Origin of the sequence: Pseudomonas sp. 65/3-MNA-CIBAN-0223, assembly GCF_040310425.1 — a bacterium.
In the GTDB taxonomy this organism is placed as follows: domain Bacteria; phylum Pseudomonadota; class Gammaproteobacteria; order Pseudomonadales; family Pseudomonadaceae; genus Aquipseudomonas; species Aquipseudomonas gregormendelii.
Genome location: NZ_JBEOPV010000010.1, coordinates 117,198 through 134,922 on the forward strand (window position 1 = coordinate 117,198; position 17,725 = coordinate 134,922).

General features: G+C 60.3%; 16 protein-coding genes. 8 read left to right on the top strand and 8 right to left on the bottom strand.

Translation table 11 applies throughout. The features are described from left to right. Positions 1-156: 156 nt before the first annotated feature. Together lptG and lptF are read right to left on the bottom strand one after the other, a co-directional pair. The gene (lptG, locus tag AAEZ09_RS14410; protein ID WP_045062132.1) at positions 157-1,218 is read right to left on the bottom strand and encodes an LPS export ABC transporter permease LptG; all 1,062 of its coding nucleotides are present in this window, start codon (positions 1,216-1,218) and stop codon (positions 157-159) included. Next, positions 1,211-2,329, bottom strand: coding sequence for an LPS export ABC transporter permease LptF (gene lptF, locus AAEZ09_RS14415; protein WP_045062131.1), 1,119 nt, complete (start codon positions 2,327-2,329; stop codon positions 1,211-1,213). Before lptF ends, lptG begins: the two co-directional genes overlap by 8 nt. A gap of 400 nt (positions 2,330-2,729) precedes the next feature. Here lptF and AAEZ09_RS14420 point away from each other — a divergent pair, with 400 nt between their 5' ends. The 5 genes from AAEZ09_RS14420 to rlmF all read left to right on the top strand — a co-directional run bounded on the left by AAEZ09_RS14420 (position 2,730) and on the right by rlmF (position 9,496). Then, positions 2,730-4,220 carry a leucyl aminopeptidase gene (locus AAEZ09_RS14420; RefSeq protein WP_350599839.1) on the top strand — a complete coding sequence of 497 codons (1,491 nt, stop codon included), beginning with the start codon at positions 2,730-2,732 and terminating at the stop codon, positions 4,218-4,220. 149 nt (positions 4,221-4,369) lie between these two features. Then, entirely contained in the window at positions 4,370-4,798 is a 429-nt protein-coding gene (locus tag AAEZ09_RS14425) for a DNA polymerase III subunit chi (protein WP_350599840.1), read from the top strand. Positions 4,799-4,806: 8 nt separating this feature from the next. Continuing rightward, a complete protein-coding gene (locus AAEZ09_RS14430; protein WP_045062128.1) occupies positions 4,807-5,172 on the top strand; it encodes a hypothetical protein in 366 nt (121 codons plus the stop codon). A 226-nt stretch (positions 5,173-5,398) separates the two neighbouring features. Continuing rightward, entirely contained in the window at positions 5,399-8,245 is a 2,847-nt protein-coding gene (locus tag AAEZ09_RS14435) for a valine--tRNA ligase (RefSeq protein WP_350599842.1), read from the top strand. A 234-nt stretch (positions 8,246-8,479) separates the two neighbouring features. Further along, positions 8,480-9,496 carry a 23S rRNA (adenine(1618)-N(6))-methyltransferase RlmF gene (gene rlmF, locus AAEZ09_RS14440; RefSeq protein WP_045062125.1) on the top strand — a complete coding sequence of 339 codons (1,017 nt, stop codon included), beginning with the start codon at positions 8,480-8,482 and terminating at the stop codon, positions 9,494-9,496. Positions 9,497-9,683: 187 nt separating this feature from the next. On the opposite strand, the gene AAEZ09_RS14445 is transcribed toward rlmF, so the two are convergent. Further along, positions 9,684-9,965: an HU family DNA-binding protein gene (locus AAEZ09_RS14445; RefSeq protein WP_007905514.1), complete on the bottom strand. Its 282-nt coding sequence runs from the start codon at positions 9,963-9,965 to the stop codon at positions 9,684-9,686. 484 nt (positions 9,966-10,449) lie between these two features. On the opposite strand from AAEZ09_RS14445, the gene yejK reads away from it, so the two are divergent. Together yejK and AAEZ09_RS14455 are read left to right on the top strand one after the other, a co-directional pair. Next, positions 10,450-11,454: a nucleoid-associated protein YejK gene (yejK, locus tag AAEZ09_RS14450; RefSeq protein WP_045062124.1), complete on the top strand. Its 1,005-nt coding sequence runs from the start codon at positions 10,450-10,452 to the stop codon at positions 11,452-11,454. After that, positions 11,454-11,804: a glutaredoxin family protein gene (locus tag AAEZ09_RS14455; protein WP_350599843.1), complete on the top strand. Its 351-nt coding sequence runs from the start codon at positions 11,454-11,456 to the stop codon at positions 11,802-11,804. The genes yejK and AAEZ09_RS14455 overlap by 1 nt, the downstream gene beginning before the upstream one ends. Before the next feature lie 80 nt (positions 11,805-11,884). On the opposite strand, the gene AAEZ09_RS14460 is transcribed toward AAEZ09_RS14455, so the two are convergent. From AAEZ09_RS14460 to AAEZ09_RS14480, 5 genes are all read right to left on the bottom strand, one after another. Beyond that, positions 11,885-12,823 (bottom strand): glutathione S-transferase family protein, encoded by a 939-nt coding sequence (locus tag AAEZ09_RS14460; protein ID WP_350599845.1) that lies wholly within the window; start codon positions 12,821-12,823, stop codon positions 11,885-11,887. 84 nt (positions 12,824-12,907) lie between these two features. After that, complete coding sequence (locus tag AAEZ09_RS14465; protein WP_045062121.1) at positions 12,908-13,216, bottom strand: GIY-YIG nuclease family protein; 309 nt, start codon at positions 13,214-13,216, stop codon at positions 12,908-12,910. A gap of 40 nt (positions 13,217-13,256) precedes the next feature. After that, the gene (locus AAEZ09_RS14470) at positions 13,257-13,727 is read right to left on the bottom strand and encodes a nuclear transport factor 2 family protein (protein WP_350599846.1); all 471 of its coding nucleotides are present in this window, start codon (positions 13,725-13,727) and stop codon (positions 13,257-13,259) included. A 112-nt stretch (positions 13,728-13,839) separates the two neighbouring features. Then, entirely contained in the window at positions 13,840-15,147 is a 1,308-nt protein-coding gene (locus AAEZ09_RS14475; protein ID WP_045062119.1) for a CynX/NimT family MFS transporter, read from the bottom strand. Continuing rightward, a complete protein-coding gene (locus AAEZ09_RS14480; RefSeq protein WP_045062157.1) occupies positions 15,137-15,796 on the bottom strand; it encodes a FadR/GntR family transcriptional regulator in 660 nt (219 codons plus the stop codon). The genes AAEZ09_RS14475 and AAEZ09_RS14480 overlap by 11 nt, the downstream gene beginning before the upstream one ends. A gap of 256 nt (positions 15,797-16,052) precedes the next feature. Between AAEZ09_RS14480 and AAEZ09_RS14485 the strand changes: the two genes are divergently transcribed. Beyond that, positions 16,053-17,696 (top strand): S8 family peptidase, encoded by a 1,644-nt coding sequence (locus AAEZ09_RS14485; RefSeq protein WP_350599847.1) that lies wholly within the window; start codon positions 16,053-16,055, stop codon positions 17,694-17,696. The last annotated feature ends 29 nt before the right edge of the window (positions 17,697-17,725 follow it).

Genomic DNA, 17,725 nt, shown 5'->3' on the forward strand with positions numbered 1-17,725 from the left:
AAGGCTGCAGGCATAGCCCGCGGAAAAATAGCCGGGAATTGTACCTGATCCACGGCGCAAGCGTCACCTGCGCAGGTCGGACGGCACTGACAAAAACGCCCCGGTCTCACGACAAGGGCGTTTTTCATTGGCTCGTTGTTCGGGAAATACCCGCAATCAACCGGCCCGGCGCAACAACCAGACCCCGGCCAGGGCGCACACGCTGGCAGGCACCAGCACCGCAAACAGCGGCGAGAAACCGAACACCAGGCTCGATGGCCCCAGCAGATCCTGGACGATTCGGAAGGTGAACCCCACCAGTACACCGGTGAATACCCGCTGTCCGAGGGTCACCGAGCGCAGCGGACCAAAGATGAAGGAGATCGCCATCAGCACCAGTGCCGCAGTGACCAGCGGCTGCAACACCTTGACCCAAAATGCCAACCAGTAACGGCCGTTATTCAGCCCCTGGTCGGCCAGGTAATGGATATACCCCCACAAACCGGAGATCGACAGAGACTCTGGCGCCATGACCACCGTGCTCAGCAGTTGCGGACTGAGGGCAACTTCCCAGCGCTCGACCGGGGCCGCGACCACTTCAGTGTTCTTCTCATGGAATACCGTGGTGGTGACATCGCTCAGCTGCCAGTGGTCCTTGTCGAACTCCGCACGCTTGGCGAAGCTGGCCGACAGCATGTGCCGCTCTTTGTCGAAGCGATAGCGGGTGACACCGTACAGCAAGCCGTTGGGTTGTACCGAGTTGACGTGAATGAACTCGTCACCCTGGCGATGCCACAGGCCGTGACGGGCACTTTGCGCGTCACCGCTGCCCTGGGCCAGCGAACGATTGGCCTGGGCAGCGCTTTCGGTGGCCGGCGCAACGTATTCGCCGATCAGGACTCCGACAACCATCAGCACCAGCATCGGCTTCATTACTGCCCAGACGATCCGGCCAATGGACACGCCAGCGGCGCGCATGATGGTCAGTTCGCTGTTGCTGGCCAGGCTCCCCAGGCCGATCAGGCAGCCGATCAAGGCCGCCATCGGCAACATGTCGTACAAACGTCGGGGGGCCGTCAGCAGGACGTAACTCAACACGTCCAGCAAGGTGTAGGTATCGCTCGCATCGCCCATCTCGTCGATGAAGGCGAACAGCGTCGCCAAACCGAGAATGATGCCCAATACAGCCAGGATGGCGACGAAAACACTGCTACCAATGTAGCGATCCAGCTTAACCACGGGCCACCTCCAGCGCGCTGCGGCGACTCGCCATCTTCAGGCGCAGGGGCTCCCAATAGAGCAAGCCCAGCCCAATCGCCAGGAAGATCCCGTGCACCCACCACAAGCCGAGGGCCATCGGGATCTTGCCTTTTTCGAGCGCGCCGCGAGCGGCAATCAGGATGGTCAGGTAAGCCATATAAAGAAGAATCGCTGGCAGCAGCTTGAGGAACCGCCCCTGGCGCGGATTCACTCGCGACAGCGGCACCGCCATCAGGGTGACAATAAAGACCAGCAACGGCAGGGACATGCGCCATTGCAATTCGGTGCGCGAGCGAACGTCATCGCTGCCAATCAGGCTGCTGGTGGGCATCGCGTCACGGTCGGTGACTTCGTCGCTGACATCCGGCTTGGGCAGCAGCACGCCGTACTCGTCGTACTTGATGGCGCGATAATCGGCCTGGCCCGGCTTGCCGTCGTAGCGATAGCCATTGTCGAGAATCAGGTAGCGGTTGCCGTCAGGGCGGATTTCCTGGCGCCCCCTCTCGGCCACCAGCACGGAAATTCCGCGATCCTTCTGGTCGGTGCTGGTGTTCTTCTGGGAAATGAACACGCCACCGAGGTTGATGCGATCGTCCGTCAGGGTCTCGGTGTAGGTCACCCGCGTGCCATCACGCAGGGCCTGGAAGCGGCCCGGCTCCAGGGTGTCGAATTCAGTCAGGGCGTCTTGCTTGTTCAGCAGCAACTGGAACTGGTTGGCCCCTTGTGGCGCCAGGCTCAGGCTCAGCCATGCCACCACCAATGCCACCAGGGTGGCCGGGAACAGGGTCATGGCAAACAGCCGTTGCTGACTCATGCCGGTGGCCGACAACACGGTCATTTCGCTTTCGAGGTACAGGCGACCGTAAGCCAGCAGAATGCCCAGGAACAGGCCCAGTGGCAGGATCAGTTGCAGGAAGCCCGGCAGACGAAACCCCATGATCAGGAACAGGGAGCCTGGATCCAGCAGGCCCGCAGCGGCCTGGGCGAGGTATTTGATGAAGCGTCCGCTCATGATGATGACCAGCAGCACGGCGCTGACGGCGCTCAAGGTCAACAGGACTTCGCGGGATAGGTAACGAAAGACAATCAAACCAGACACTCCAGGGTTGTCAGGCGAAGGCGGCCAAACAAGCAAACGTAGCAGGCGGACCGCAAAGCAGGGCCGCCGAAAAAGATGGCGCATTATCCTGTGATTGCATGCGCCTGTCACTGCGCGCGTTCGCCATGCGGGAGCTCGCTCGCGTGCTCGTCAACGATTACGCGGGACGTCTGACACTCAACGGTGCTCTCAGGTTCATCGGCGCAACGCCGCCCGGATCCAATTCGCTCCTGCAAGGGCGGCCGGAACCGTGACGAACCTGCGACCCAGGGTTGTCAGGCGCCGCCGACGAGGTTCAAACTGCGGCCTTTGCCGCAAGCCTGCCTTGCGTACTCTATTTATAGGCAAGTTCAGACACTTGCGTGTTGATCATTGATTCAGGGGCCCCGACATGGAACTGGTTGTAAAAAGCGTTAATCCGCAAACGTTGAAAACCGCCACGCTGGTGGTTGCCGTCAGCGAAGGCTGCAAGCTCGGCGCCGTGGCCAGCCAAATTGACGCACTGAGCGGCGGCGCGATCAGCGCCGTGCTCAAGCGTGGCGACCTCGCTGGCAAAGTTGGCCAGAGCCTGCTGCTGCACAGCCTGCCCAACCTCAAGGCCGAGCGTGTACTGCTGGTCGGCGTCGGCAAGGACGAAGAACTGGGTGATCGCCCATTCCGTAAAATCATTACCGGCATCCTCAACTCCCTCAAGGGCCTGAACGGCAGCGATGCGGTACTGGCACTGGACGAAGTCGTGGTCAAGGGCCGTGACAGCTACGGCAAGACCCGCCTGCTGGCTGAAACCCTGGTGGACGGCCAATACACATTCGACCAGTTCAAGAGCCAGAAAGCCGAGCCGCGCGCCCTGAAGAAAATCACCCTGGTGACCATCAAGGCCGCCCAGGCTGAAGTCGAGCGTGCCGTGGCCCACGCTACCGCGATCGCCAACGGCATGGCGTTCACCCGCAACCTGGGCAACCTGCCGCCGAACATCTGCCACCCGACTTTCCTGGGCGAGCAGGCCAAGAGCCTGGGCAAGGAATTCAAGAGCCTGAAAGTCGAAGTCCTTGACGAGAAGAAGATCAAGGACCTGGGCATGGGCTCGTTCTACGCCGTGGGCCAGGGCAGCGCCCAGCCTCCGCGCCTGATCGTCATGCAATACAACGGCGGCAAGAAATCCGAGAAGCCGTTCGCCCTGGTCGGCAAAGGCATCACTTTCGACACCGGCGGTATCAGCCTCAAGCCGGGCGCCGGCATGGACGAAATGAAGTACGACATGGGCGGCGCCGCCAGCGTCTTCGGCACCCTGCGCGCCGTGCTCGAACTGAAACTGCCGATCAACCTGGTGTGCATCCTGGCCTGCGCCGAGAACATGCCGAGCGGCAACGCTGCGCGCCCAGGCGACATCGTCACCACCATGAGCGGCCAGACCGTGGAAATCCTCAACACCGACGCCGAAGGCCGCCTGGTGCTGTGCGACGCCCTGACCTATTCAGAACGTTTCAAGCCCCAGGCCGTGATCGACATCGCGACCCTGACCGGCGCCTGTGTCGTCGCCCTGGGCGCACACACCTCTGGCCTGCTGGGCAACAACGACGAACTGATCGGCCAGCTGCTCAGCGCCGGTCAGTCCGCAGACGACCGTGCCTGGCAGTTGCCACTGTTCGATGAGTACCAAGAACAGCTCGACAGCCCGTTTGCCGACATCGCCAACATTGGCGGGCCGAAAGCCGGCACCATCACCGCAGCCTGCTTCCTGTCGCGCTTTACCAAGAACCTCAACTGGGCGCACCTGGACATCGCCGGCACCGCTTGGACCAGCGGCGGCAAGGACAAGGGCGCCACTGGCCGTCCGGTGCCCCTGCTGACCCAGTACCTGCTGGACCGCGCCAAAGCCTAAATATCGCTCACTGAACACTGTAGGAGCGAGCTTGCTCGCGAAAAACTCAAGATCACCGCGATTAACCTGGTTTCCCGCGTAATCGTTGACGACCTTCGCGAGCAAGCTCGCTCCTACAGATTCCGCGGAAGTTGATTCCAGGAACCGCAATGACCAAAGTCGACTTCTATATCCTGCCCAGCGCCGATCCGTCGGCGCGGCTGGATTTCGCCTGCAAGCTCACTGAAAAAGCCTGGCGCATGGGCCATCGCATCTACCTGCATTGCAGCGATGCGAACCAACGTGACGATCTCGACGCACGCCTCTGGGCGTTCAAGGGCGAAAGTTTCGTGCCCCATGGCCCCGCCGAGAGCGAGCCGCAGGGTTTGATTGTGCTGGGCCTGGGAGACGACTGCGGTCAACATCAGGACCTGATGGTTAATCTCGACCTGAAAGTACCGACCTTTGCCAACAAGTTCGCCCGCGTGGCGGAAGTGGTGGTGGAAGACCCGGTGATTCGCCAGGCCGCGCGGGAGAGTTTCCGTTTCTATCGCGAACAGGGCTATCCTTTGCAAGACCACCGTTTACAGCGACTCTGAGTATTCCGATGGACACGCCAAAACAGCAACAGTCCGCGCATCTGCTGGACGACCTCGAGTCGATCCGCCAACTGCTCGGCGATGACAACCTGCAACCACCGTTGCTGACCGACACGGTCGAGGACGAGGATCAGGAACAGATCCCCATGCTGTTCGAGGCTGCCGGCAACCCGCCAGCCGCCAGCGAACCGCCCCCTGCCCCGGCTGCCGAAGATAAAGGCCCGGACGCCTTGCTGCATCTGGACGGCGAACTGCGCGCCGCTGCCATGCTGATCATGCAAGACGTGATCGACGACTTTGCGCCGCATATCGAAACCGAAATCAAACGCCGACTGGCGGCGCGGATGGAGCGGTTGCTCAGCCAGTACGAGTAGCCCACGCCATTCCAATGTAGGAGCTGCCGCAGGCTGCGATCTTTTGACTTGATCTTCAACGATTCCGGAAAAGATCAAGATCAAAAGATCGCAGCCTTCGGCAGCTCCTACCGTGTTCGCACCGTGAGAGATGACGCGCCCTGTCCGCCCCTGCTCGCCCTTCGCCCCATGCCCCGCTATACTCGTCGGCTTTTCCTGAATTAATGCCAATAGGGTCCCGCCGCGCATGGATAAGACCTACCAGCCGCACGCCATTGAAACTTCCTGGTACAACACCTGGGAGTCTGAGAATTACTTCGCCCCGCAAGGCGCGGGCGAGTCCTACACCATCATGATCCCGCCGCCGAATGTGACGGGCAGCCTGCACATGGGGCACGGCTTCAACAACGCGATCATGGACGCCCTGATCCGTTTCCGCCGCATGCAGGGTCGCAACACTCTGTGGCAGCCGGGTACCGACCACGCCGGTATCGCTACGCAGATGCTGGTGGAGCGTCAACTCGAAGCCCAGGGTCAGAGTCGCCACGATCTTGGTCGCGAGAAATTCCTCGAGAAAATCTGGGAATGGAAGGATCAGTCCGGTGGCAACATCAGCCGCCAGATCCGCCGCCTCGGCTCGTCCGTAGACTGGAGCCGCGAGCGCTTCACCATGGACGACGGCCTGTCTGAAGCGGTCAAGGAAGCATTCGTGCGCCTGCACGAAGACGGCCTGATCTACCGCGGCAAGCGCCTGGTCAACTGGGACACCAAGCTGCACACGGCGATTTCCGACCTCGAAGTGGAAAACCACGACGAGAAAGGTTTCCTGTGGAACCTCAAGTACCCGTTGGCCGACGGCGCGAAAACCGCTGAAGGCAACGACTTCCTGATCGTCGCGACCACTCGCCCGGAAACCATGCTCGGCGACGCCGCCGTGGCCGTTAACCCGAACGATGAACGCTACAAAGCCCTGATCGGCAAATTTGTCGAGCTGCCGCTGGTCGGCCGCCGCATTCCGATCATCGCCGACGATTACTGCGATCCTGAGTTCGGCACCGGTTGCGTGAAAATCACCCCGGCCCACGATTTCAACGACTACGAAGTCGGCAAGCGTCACAACCTGCCGCTGCTGAACATCTTCGACAAGAACGCCGCCGTCTTGCCGGCCTGCCAGGTGTTCAACCTCGACGGCACACTGAACGAACGCATCGACGGCAAGATCCCGGCTGAATACGCAGGCCTGGACCGCTTCGAGGCGCGCAAGCAAATCGTTGCCGCCTTCGACGCCGCCGGCCTGCTGGTCAGCGTCGACGATCACGCCCTGAAAGTGCCGAAAGGCGATCGCTCGGGCACCATCATCGAGCCGTGGCTGACCGACCAGTGGTACGTGTCGACCAAGCCTTTGGCCGAGCCTGCAATTGCTGCCGTTGAAGACGGCCGCATCCAGTTCGTGCCGAAACAATACGAAAACATGTACTTCTCGTGGATGCGTGACATCCAGGACTGGTGCATCAGCCGTCAACTGTGGTGGGGTCACCGGATCCCGGCCTGGTACGACGAGTCGGGCAAAGTCTACGTCGGTCGCGACGAAGCCGAAGTGCGCACCAAGCACAACCTCGGCCCGGACGTGGCGTTGCAACAGGACAACGACGTACTCGACACCTGGTTCAGTTCGGGCCTGTGGACGTTCTCCACGCTCGGCTGGCCTGAGCAGACCGAGTTCCTGAAGAAATTCCACTCCACCGACGTGCTGGTGACCGGTTTCGACATCATTTTCTTCTGGGTTGCCCGGATGATCATGCTCACCATGCATTTGGTGAAAAACGAAGACGGCACGCCGCAGGTTCCATTCAAGACCGTGTATGTGCACGGCCTGGTGCGCGATGGCCAGGGCCAGAAGATGTCCAAGTCCAAGGGCAACGTCCTTGACCCGCTGGACATCATCGACGGCATCGAGCTGGAAGATCTGGTGCAGAAACGCACTTCCGGCATGATGCAGCCGAAACTGGCGAAGAAGATCGAGAAGCAGACCCGCGACGAATTCGCCGACGGCATCGCCAGCTACGGCACCGACGCCCTGCGCTTCACTTTCTGCTCGCTGGCCTCCACCGGTCGCGACATCAAGTTCGACATGGGCCGCGTCGAAGGCTATCGCAACTTCTGCAACAAGATCTGGAACGCGGCGCGCTACGTGCTGGACAAAGGCGAAGACTGCGGCCAGAACGGCGAAGCCTACGAACTGTCCCTGGCGGATCGCTGGATCATCTCGCAGCTGCAACGCACCGAAGCCGAAGTGACCCGTCAGCTCGACCAGTTCCGCTTCGACCTGGCCGCACAAGCCTTGTACGAGTTCATCTGGAACCAGTATTGCGACTGGTACCTGGAACTGTCCAAGCCGGTGCTGTGGGACGAAAACGCGCCGGTCGAACGCCAGCGCGGCACCCGTCGCACCCTGGTTCGCGTACTGGAAGTTGCCCTGCGCCTGGCGCACCCGTTCATGCCGTTCATCACCGAAGAAATCTGGCAGCGCATCGCGCCGCTGGCCGGCATCGAAGGCAAGACAATCATGCTGCAGCCTTGGCCAGTGGCCAATGAAGAGCGCATTGACGCAGCCGCCGAAGATGACATCGAATGGCTGAAAACGCTGATGCTCGGCACGCGTAACATTCGCGCCGAAATGAACATTGGTCCAGGCAAGCCGCTTAACCTGTTCCTGAAGAACGTCAGCGCCGAAGACCAGCGTCGTCTCACCGAAAACGAAGCCCTGCTGAAGAAGCTCGCGCGCCTCGAGTCGATCACTGTGCTGGCAGCAGACGAAGAAGCACCACTGTCCGCGACCGCCCTGGTCGGCGAGATGGAAGTGCTTGTGCCAATGGCCGGCCTGATCGACAAGGACGCCGAGCTGGCACGCCTGGACAAGGAAATCCTGCGCTTGCAAGGTGAAGTCCAGCGCGTGGGCGGCAAGCTGTCGAACGCCGGTTTCGTCGACAAGGCGCCGGCCGAAGTCATCGAGAAGGAACGCGCCAAACTGGCCGAAGCGCAACAGGCTTTGGGCAAACTGGCCGAGCAGCATGCGCGGATTGCCAGTTTGTAACGGCAAATCGCAATGAAAAAGGGAGGCCAGAAATGGCCTCCCTTTTTTGTGCCTGCCACTCACCCACAAACACCGCCCCCTGTAGGAGCTGCCGAAGGCTGCGATCTTTTGATCTTCAAAATCAAGATCAAAAGATCGCAGCCTTCGGCAGCTCCTACAGGGGATATGCGTCATTGGGTAGCTAATGTGGGACAATGCCCGTCACTTTCAGCCATACCCGAATCGATCACACCCATGAACGCCCCCCGCACACCCCGCCCTGCGCGCAAGAAGCCCGAATCCGCGACCCCGGCCAAAGCCGTCGAGCCCCGCGAAAAGGCCAGCCTGCACCCGCGCAACCGCCACCAGGGTCGTTATGACTTCCCGGCGCTGATCAAGACCACGCCCGAACTGGCGAAGTTCGTGATCACCAACCCATACGGCAAGGAAAGCATCGACTTCGCCAGCCCGGACGCGGTGCGGGTGTTCAACCGCGCGCTGCTCAAGTCGTTCTACGGCGTGGCCCACTGGGACATCCCGGCGGATTACCTGTGCCCGCCGGTTCCGGGGCGTGCCGACTATGTGCACTTCCTGGCCGACCTGTTGGCCAGCGTCAATGACGGCGAAATCCCCCGTGGCGCGCCGGTCAAGGTGCTCGACATCGGCATGGGCGCCAACTGCGTCTATCCGCTGATTGGCTACAGCGACTACCGCTGGCACTTCCTCGGCTCGGAAATCGACCCGACCGCCGTGGCCGCTGCCAAGGCCATCGTCCAGTCCAACGGGCTGAACAAGGCCATTCAGTTGCGCCAGCAAACCAACCCCAAGCACATCCTGCTGGGGTTGCTGGAGCCGGGCGAACGCTTCGACCTGACCATGTGCAACCCGCCGTTCCACGCCTCGATGGACGAAGCCACCAAGGGCAGCGAGCGTAAATGGCGCGCACTGGGTCGCGCCGACCCGAAACGCAAGCTGCCGGTGCTGAACTTTGGTGGCCAGTCGGCTGAACTGTGGTGCGAGGGCGGCGAGGCGCGCTTCGTGACTCAATTGATCGCCGAGAGCGCGCATTTCCAGCACAAGGTGCTGTGGTTCAGCACCCTGGTGTCCAAGGCGTCGAACCTGCCCGCGATCGAGATCGCCCTGAAAAAGGCCGGCGTGCTGGAAAGCCAGGTCGTGGAAATGTCCCAGGGGCAGAAGAAAAGCCGTTTCGTCGCCTGGACGTTCCAGACCAAGAGCGAACAGCAAATCTGGCGTCAGCGCTGGGCTCGCTGAGACCGTAGGCGCTGCGGCACGCTGCGATCTTTTGATGTTGTTGTGAAAGATCAAGAGATCGCAGCCTCGTTTCACTCGACAGCGCCTACAGCGGTGATACTCCCGCGATGGTTCGAGCCCTCCGGCAAATCACAGGCACAAAAAAACCGTGCCCGGATCGCTCCGGAGCACGGTTTTTTTACACGTCTTACTTGTTAACAGCGTCGGTCAGGCCTTTGGCCACAACCAGCTTGATAACTTTCTTGGCAGCGATTTCGATGGCAGCGCCAGTCGAAGGGTTGCGGCCAGTACGGGCAGGACGTTCGGTCACTTTCAATTTGCCGATACCTGGCAGAGTGATTTCGCCGCCATTTTCCAGCTGATCGGCAACGATTTGGCCCAGTTGGTCCAGAGCATTACGCGCGGTGGTTTTTGGCGCGTCGATAGCTTCAGCGATGTCGGCGATCAGTTGGTCTTTAGTAAGAGCCATGTAGTGTTCCTTCCCTATCAAATTCATATGGATTGCAGAGTGCAGTGTCAGCCATCGAGCCCGATCTTCTGGATCTGGCACCCTCGGCCAATAACCACGGGATCGGGGTTATAGATACCGAAATCAGGGTTTGGTTCGACCTGACAAATGCTGAATGCACGCTTAACGCAGTGACTTCGCGCAAGACCGGGCAAAACTAGCACAGAGACGGGGAAATATCCGCCTCTAGCTACCCATTTGGTCAGCTTTATTGGTCTAAAACGTTAAAAAACAGCATAAGGGCCGCTGCGCACCCGCAAATTGCCCCTCAACCCCCGTAGGAGCTGCCGAAGGCTGCGATCTTTTGATCTTTTTTGTTTAAAAAGCAAAGTCAAAAGATCGCAGCCTTCGGCAGCTCCTACAAAGGGCATGCATACCTAGTTGCGGTACACTGGGCGCTTTTTCGGGGAGCGCGCCCTCCCCTCTACAATCAGCCGAGAAGCCCATGCCGATCCGCCATTGCATCGTCCACCTGATCGACAAAAAACCCGACGGCACGCCTGCAGTTCTGCATGCCCGCGACGAAGAGTTACCTGAGTCGAGCGCCATCGAGAACATGCTTGCCGACCTCAACGAGAGCTACAACGCCAAACAAGGCAAGGCATGGGGTTTGTTCCATGCCGAGTCCGGGGCGCACCCGTTCAGCGGCTGGCTGAAGGAGTATCTCGAAGGCGGCAAGGACTTCACGGCATTCAGCCGGGTGGCGGTGGAGCATCTGCAGAAGCTGATGGAGGAATCCAACCTCTCGGTCGGTGGGCACGTGCTGTTTGCACACTATCAGCAAGGCATGACTGACTACCTGGCCATCGCCCTGCTGCATCACAGCGAAGGCGTCGCCGTGACCGAGCAGCTCGATGTGACCCCGTCCCGCCACCTGGACCTGGGTCAGCTGCACCTCGCGGCGCGGATCAACGTGTCGGAGTGGCAGAACAACAAGCAGTCCAAGCAGTACATTTCGTTCATCAAAGGCAAGAACGGGAAAAAGGTCTCGGAGTACTTCCGCGACTTCATCGGCTGCCAGGAAGGCGTCGACGGCCCCGGTGAAACCCGCACGCTGCTCAAGGCCTTCAGTGATTTCGTTGAAAGCGAAGACCTGCCGGAAGAGTCCGCCCGGGAGAAAACCAAGACGCTGGTGGACTACGCCAGCAGCCAGGCCAAGATGGGTGAGCCCATGGGCCTGGAGGAACTGTCCGGGTTGATTGATGAAGAACGTCCTAAGGCGTTCTACGATCACATCCGCAACAAGGACTACGGCCTGTCTCCGGAGATCCCTGCGGACAAACGTACCCTGAATCAATTCCGTCGTTTCACGGGCCGTGCCGAGGGCCTCTCCATCAGCTTTGAGGCGCACCTGCTGGGCTCGAAGATCGAGTACGACGAAGAAGCCGGCACCCTGATCATCAAGGGCCTGCCAACCCAGCTCACCGATCAGCTCAAGCGTCGCAACTGATGCTGCGGGGCGTGCTGAAAAAATTCCTGCTGATCCTGCTGGTGATCGTGGTCTATCAGAACTGGGGCAAGATCGAGCGGGTGTTCAATCCGTCCCAGGTGGTATCGGAGCAGACCCAGGCCAAGGCCGATGTGGTGCTCTACGCCACTGAATGGTGTGGTTACTGCAAGTTGACCCGACGGTTTCTCGACCAGGAAGGCATTCCCTACAAGGAGTTCGATATCGAGAAGGATGCCCAGGCGCGCAAGGCTTACGAGGCGCTGGGTGGCGGCGGCATTCCGATCATCGATGTAAACGGGACGTTGATTCGCGGGTATGACCCGGACGCCATACTCGCAGCCTTGAAATAAACAAGATCGCAGCCTTCGGCAGCGCCTGCAGATGAGCACCGCTCTAATTCAGGAACTGCCGGAGGCTGGGATCTGTTGATCTACCGCTGCTTTTCGAGACGAAACCCGAATCGCGGGAAATGCACATGCACCACCCCGCACCGCTCATCCTCGCGACGCAGAATCAGCTCTTCACTTCCGGCAAACACCAACTCACCCGCCACCGGATCAACCCCATAATCCGTGGCCGCAATCACTACCTGCTGACCCGCCTCGAAACCGTTAGGTTCTGCAAAGCGTTCCTGCGGCAACTGCGCCGGTGTAGCGCTGCGTGCCACCTCAAGCGCTTGCTCTGCAGTCATCTCGCTCGCAGCCCCATGGCCAAAGCCCAAGACGCGGCCCAACCAGGCTGACACTGCCGGATACCCATCGACCAGCGGCGAAGTGACCGGCGTCGCCTTGAGGAACCACAGTGGATGCGCCAGGGCGAAATCGGCAATCGACGGCTCGCCGAAGAGGAAATCACCCTGCTCGCGCTGCAGTTGCTGTTCGAGTCGCGCCATGATCGTCGGCCACTGGTGCCTGGCTTGCTCGGCAGACACGCGGGTGGCGCTGCCACCACTGAACAGCCCGGCGCGATCCGCCAGGAAGGCCTTGATTGCTTCCGGCGGCAGGCTGGCAAAACGCACGGCGACAGATTCCGGCTGGAACACCAGGCTAACGGCATGCTGGAACACCACTGAGTCCGCCCAGGCGGCGAACGACGCAGCGATCATCTCCTGACCTTCCGGGAAGAGAGCCGGCAAGGCTTTTTCCTGCTCCAGGCGCCGGGCAATCAACGCAGTGTCGCAGTAGATGTCTGCACCGACCTGCAACACCGGCGTCTTGCGATAGCCACCCGTCAAGGCGGTGAGGTCAGGCTTGGGCATCACCGGTGAAATCTTCACCGAGCGCCAGGACAGCCCCTTGAAACCCAACAACAGGCGGGCCTTTTCGGCGAAAGGGGACGTCGGGTAATGATGCAGGATCAACTCGGACATGCTCGGCTCCGCCGCGCGAATTAGGAGTCAACAGCTTAGCGCGCAATCGGCAGGCGGCCTACGGGTCTGCCTGATGGGAACTGATCAGTCAGATTGATAGTTCGCGACCAGGCACTCCTTGGCGCTTTTCCTGAGTTTCTTGATCAGCCGCTCCTGACGTAGCGCTTCACTCCTGTCGCGACAGGCCTCGGTGTACACCAGGGCCACGGCCGGGCTTGAGAGGAAGAAGCGCGCACCTTTACCCCGCTGGTGAGTGGCGAAGCGGCGCACGGGGTCGTCGCTGATCCCGCAGTACAGTGAACCATTGGCGGCACGTACGAGGTAGACGAACCAGGGCTTGCTGACCAGCGGCGTTTCGACGGCGCTAACAGACGTTTGGCTGAGACTGTTCAATTGACGATCTGGATTGGAAAAGAAACAAGTGGCGATCTTATCAGCGCCCGGCCTGGAATGCCTTCAACCCCTTCAAGGCCTGGGCCCGAACGGCGTTTTTTACCAGGGGCGACCAGCCCAACAGCAGACCTTTTAAACCCAGCGCCTGGCGCGACCAGGACCACAGGTCAAAACGGTCGTGGTGCTCGCAGATTTTTCCGTCGCGAAACACGAACCGTGCCTGGATGTCGTTGACCACGGTATTGCCGGTCTGGCTGAACAGGTACGTCGCCACCCAATGTGCACTCCCGGTGCGCTCGTCGGCGCGCACGTCGTCGAACGTCAGGGAAAAGTCCCTGGCGCGAGTGGTGAGCATGCGCCACATATCACCCGCATCACGCCCACGCAGTTCACCGAAGGCCGGGTCACTGAACAGCACGTCATCGGTGTAGCAGGCGCTCATGGCCTCGGCATCCAGCCGCTGGAAAGCCTGGTAAAACCGGGTAATCAATGCTTGGTGGGCATCACTCATGTGCAGGCTCCCTGGGTTGCAAAACAGTTTTGAAGACTGCCCGCACGATAGCCTGCCAATTCGCGGAACACTATCGGCATTCGCGGGCCGAATACCGATAGTGTCCGAGGTGTCAGAGTTTTTCGCTGACTACTTGAACGTACAACGATCGCCCGGCTCCCAGGCCGGCAAGGATCGCGCCCAGGCCGATGACCCCGAAAATCCAGCCGACCGCCGCCCAGCCGCCGGTCCAGTCATGCACGATGCCGACCGCCAATGGCCCCATGGATGCCAGGGTGTAGCCGAAGCCTTGGGCCATGCTCGACAGGTTCGCCGCTACGTGGGCATCTCGCGAGCGCAGCACGATCAGGGTCAGCGCCAGGCTGAACGCCCCGCCCTGTCCCAGCCCGAGCAGAATCGCCCAGCCCCACAAGCCATCGATCGGCGCATACAGGCACCCGAACAGGCCACTGAGGGTCAAAGCCATAACGACCACGATGGCCAGGCGCTGGTCCTTGCCGCGAGTCGCCAGCCAGGGAGCCGCCAAGGAACTGGCCAACTGCACAATCACCGAGCCGGACAGAACCAGCCCCGCCTGGGTCGGCGTCAGGCCGCGACCGATCAGGATCGAAGGCAACCAGCCAAACACGATATACGCCAGGGACGATTGCAGGCCCATGTACAGGGTCACTTGCCAGGCCAGCGGGTCACGCAGCAAACCGCGAACCCGGTAGGCGACATTGTGCGCACCGTGTTTGTGCCCGACTTGCGGCAGCCAGAACAGCGCCGCGACCAACGCCGGAATAACCCAGAAGCCCAGGCCCGTTGCCCAGCTCTGGTCGAAATGTTCGCTCAGCGGCACGGTGGCGCCTGCGGCCATCGCTGCCCCCAGGCACAGGGCCATGGTGTAGACCCCGGTCATGGTACCCGCGTGTTTGGCAAAGTCGCGCTTGACGATACCCGGCAGCAATACGCCGATCACACCAATGCTGGCACCCGCCAGCACGCTGCCGGCAAACAGGCCGATTTCGCCAAACGAACTGCGCAGGATGATTCCTCCGGCCAGCGTCAGCAGAATGCCCAGCACCACCCGTTCGGCGCCGAAACGGCGCGCCAGGATCGGTGCCAGCGGTGCGAACAGGCCGAGGCACAGCACCGGCAAGGTGGTCAGCAGACCGGCCTGGGCCGCCGATAACCCGAGGCTTTTCGACACGTCACTGAGCATCGGCGCCATGCTCGACAGCGCCGGGCGCAAGTTCAATGCCACCAGGATCAGGCCCAGCAACAGCAGCCAGGGCCGGCGCAGGATCGGATGGCTGTTCTGCACCTCGTCGTCATCGGCCTCGGCGTCGATCAGCAGCTCTTCGAGCTCTGCCGTGCGTTTGGCTTCAGGGATGTTGCTGTTACGGCTGGACATGGTTTTCTCGTGTTCAAGGTTCATTGATCAACTGCCTGGACAGGGCTTTGGCCCGTTCCGGGTCACGTTGCTCGACGGCGTCCAGCAGTTCGATATGCAAGTCGAACACTTCCTGGCGCCGTGGGGTGATGTTCAGGGTCTGGCGCAGTTGCGCACCGACGATGCTGGAGAAGTAGCGATACAGCTCACTGAGCGTGGGGTTGTGTGCGGCATCGACCAGGCGCCGGTGAAACACCAGGTCGCAGGCGATGTAGCTGTCGAGATCGCCATGGTAGTGGCTGCCGCTGACGCCCAGTGCTTCACGCAAGGCCACCAGGTCTTCGTCAGTGCGGCGCAAGGCGGCCAGGCCAATGGCCTCGACTTCAAGAATGTGCCGGGTTTCGCGGGCCTGTTCATGAGAGCAGCGGGACAGCGCTTTGAGGGTGTCGAGTGGATCGATCACCGCGCGCAAGTAACTACCGTCACCCTGGCGAATCTCAATCAATCCGGAAAAGGCCAACACGCGCATGGCTTCACGCACGGTATTACGGCTGATACCGAGCTCTGCGGACAACTCGGGTTCGGTGGGCAGGCGTTGGCCCACAGTCCACGTGCCTTCGGTGATGCGTAAACGAAGCTGATCCAACGCCTGGTCGACCAGAGACCTTTTTACCAACGGAGACATCTGAGCCAAGACACCCTTGCAGTCATCCAATCATAGGATGTATTTCCTGACATGTTAGTCAGGTTTGCTCCTAAAGGCAACCGCTGCTCCATCCAGGTAGAACAGCCAGCTCACATCCGACAGATATTGAGGAACTTTCCCGCAACAGCCTCAGGCCTTTCCGATAGATGAACGCTGCACCCGGCCAATAGACTTCCTGCACCCAAGGCACTGCCTTGGGGCGTGCTTCAGCGCCTCCTAACTTCACACAGACAAGGAACACGCTATGCAGGAATTCAAATACGGCAACAAATCAGAACCTTCATTCTTTCTGGACACTGCCCCTGATCTGGTCGTCGTCCGAACCCTTCCCGGCTTGCCAGCCCTTCTCGACACCACCGCCCCCCCCCTGGACCATGCACAACGGGTGATTCATTTCGAGTCGTCAGGACTGAGTGTTTTCAAGCTGCCAGCCGACTCCGGGAATCTGCAGGCCTGCAAGCGCTGCTTGCGTCAACTACCCAACGTGCGTTTCGCCGGCAGCGTCCTGGTGGCGGCGGACACCAGGGAACCCGTGATCTATACCGAAAATATCTTCATCAAGTTTATCGACTCACACGACTCGCTGGCCTGCGAAACCGTACTCGAAGAAGCAGGACTGACGATCAAGACAAAAGTCGTTTACGCACAAAACGCTTATTTCGTGACGCCAGGAGAAGGCTGCGGAACACAGGTATTCAATCAGGCACTGACCTTGCTCGAACGTGAGGATGTGGAGTACTGCCATCCTGAACTCCTGACAAAACGTCACTCACGCACTATCCACCCCAATCAGTGGCACCTGAAAAAAACCACTGTAAGCTATCAGTATGAAATTGATGCCAGTGCCAACGTCGAGGCTGCCCACGCCCTGAGTCTGGGCGCGAATGTAGTGATCGCCGTCATAGACGATGCTTTTGATATCGACCATCCCGAATTCACCTCGGCCGACAAAATCGTCGCCCCGAGGAGCTACAGAAACCCCAGGCAACCCGGAGCCGACCCGCGCCCTCAGCACGCCGATGAAAGCCATGGTACCGCCGCCGCAGGTGTCGCCTGTGCCGATGGCCTGCATGGCGCAAGCGGAGTCGCACCCAGAGCAAGACTGATGCCGATCAGCCTGGGTGACGCGGAGTCACTGGGAGGTCAGACCGAAGCGAACGCTTTCGTCTGGGCTGCGCTCAATGGCGCGGACATCATCAGTTGCAGTTGGGGCCCTCCGGACGGAAACTGGGCCGACCCTATGGATCCGGCCCATCATCAAGTCCATCCGTTACCCGCCAGTATTCGCCTGGCCATCAATTTCGCCGCGCTCAGAGGGAGAAAGGGCAAGGGCTGCCCGATTTTCTTCGCCGCCGGCAATGGCAGTGAAAGTGTCGACAATGATGGTTATGCCAGCCATCCACTGGTCATGGCCGTAGCCGCCTGCAACGACCACAGCCGCCGCAGCGCCTACAGTGATTACGGAAAAGCCATCTGGTGCGCGTTTCCCAGCGATCAGGAACAGCACCCGGATTACAATTTCCAGCCCAGCAGTTTTCCCGCTCGCACCCGCGGCATATGGACAACAGATCTGCGAGGAAGAAATGGCTACAACGACAAAGCCCTTGGGCAAGGTGACTTGTGGGGCAACTACACCGAGAGCTTTGGCGGAACGTCGAGCGCCTGCCCCGGCGCCGCCGGGGTGGCGGCTCTGGTTTTATCGGCCAACCCCGCGCTGACACGCACCGAGGTTCGCTCGATCCTTGCTGACTGTTGCGACAAGATCACTCATTTCCTGGATGGAGCGATGGGAGAATATGATCAGAATGGCCATAGCCACTATTACGGTCACGGCAGGCTCAATGCATTGAAGGCAGTGCAGTTGGCCTTGGATAAAAAGACCAGCTGATAGCAGGCGGTTGTCGATTGGAAAAAAAT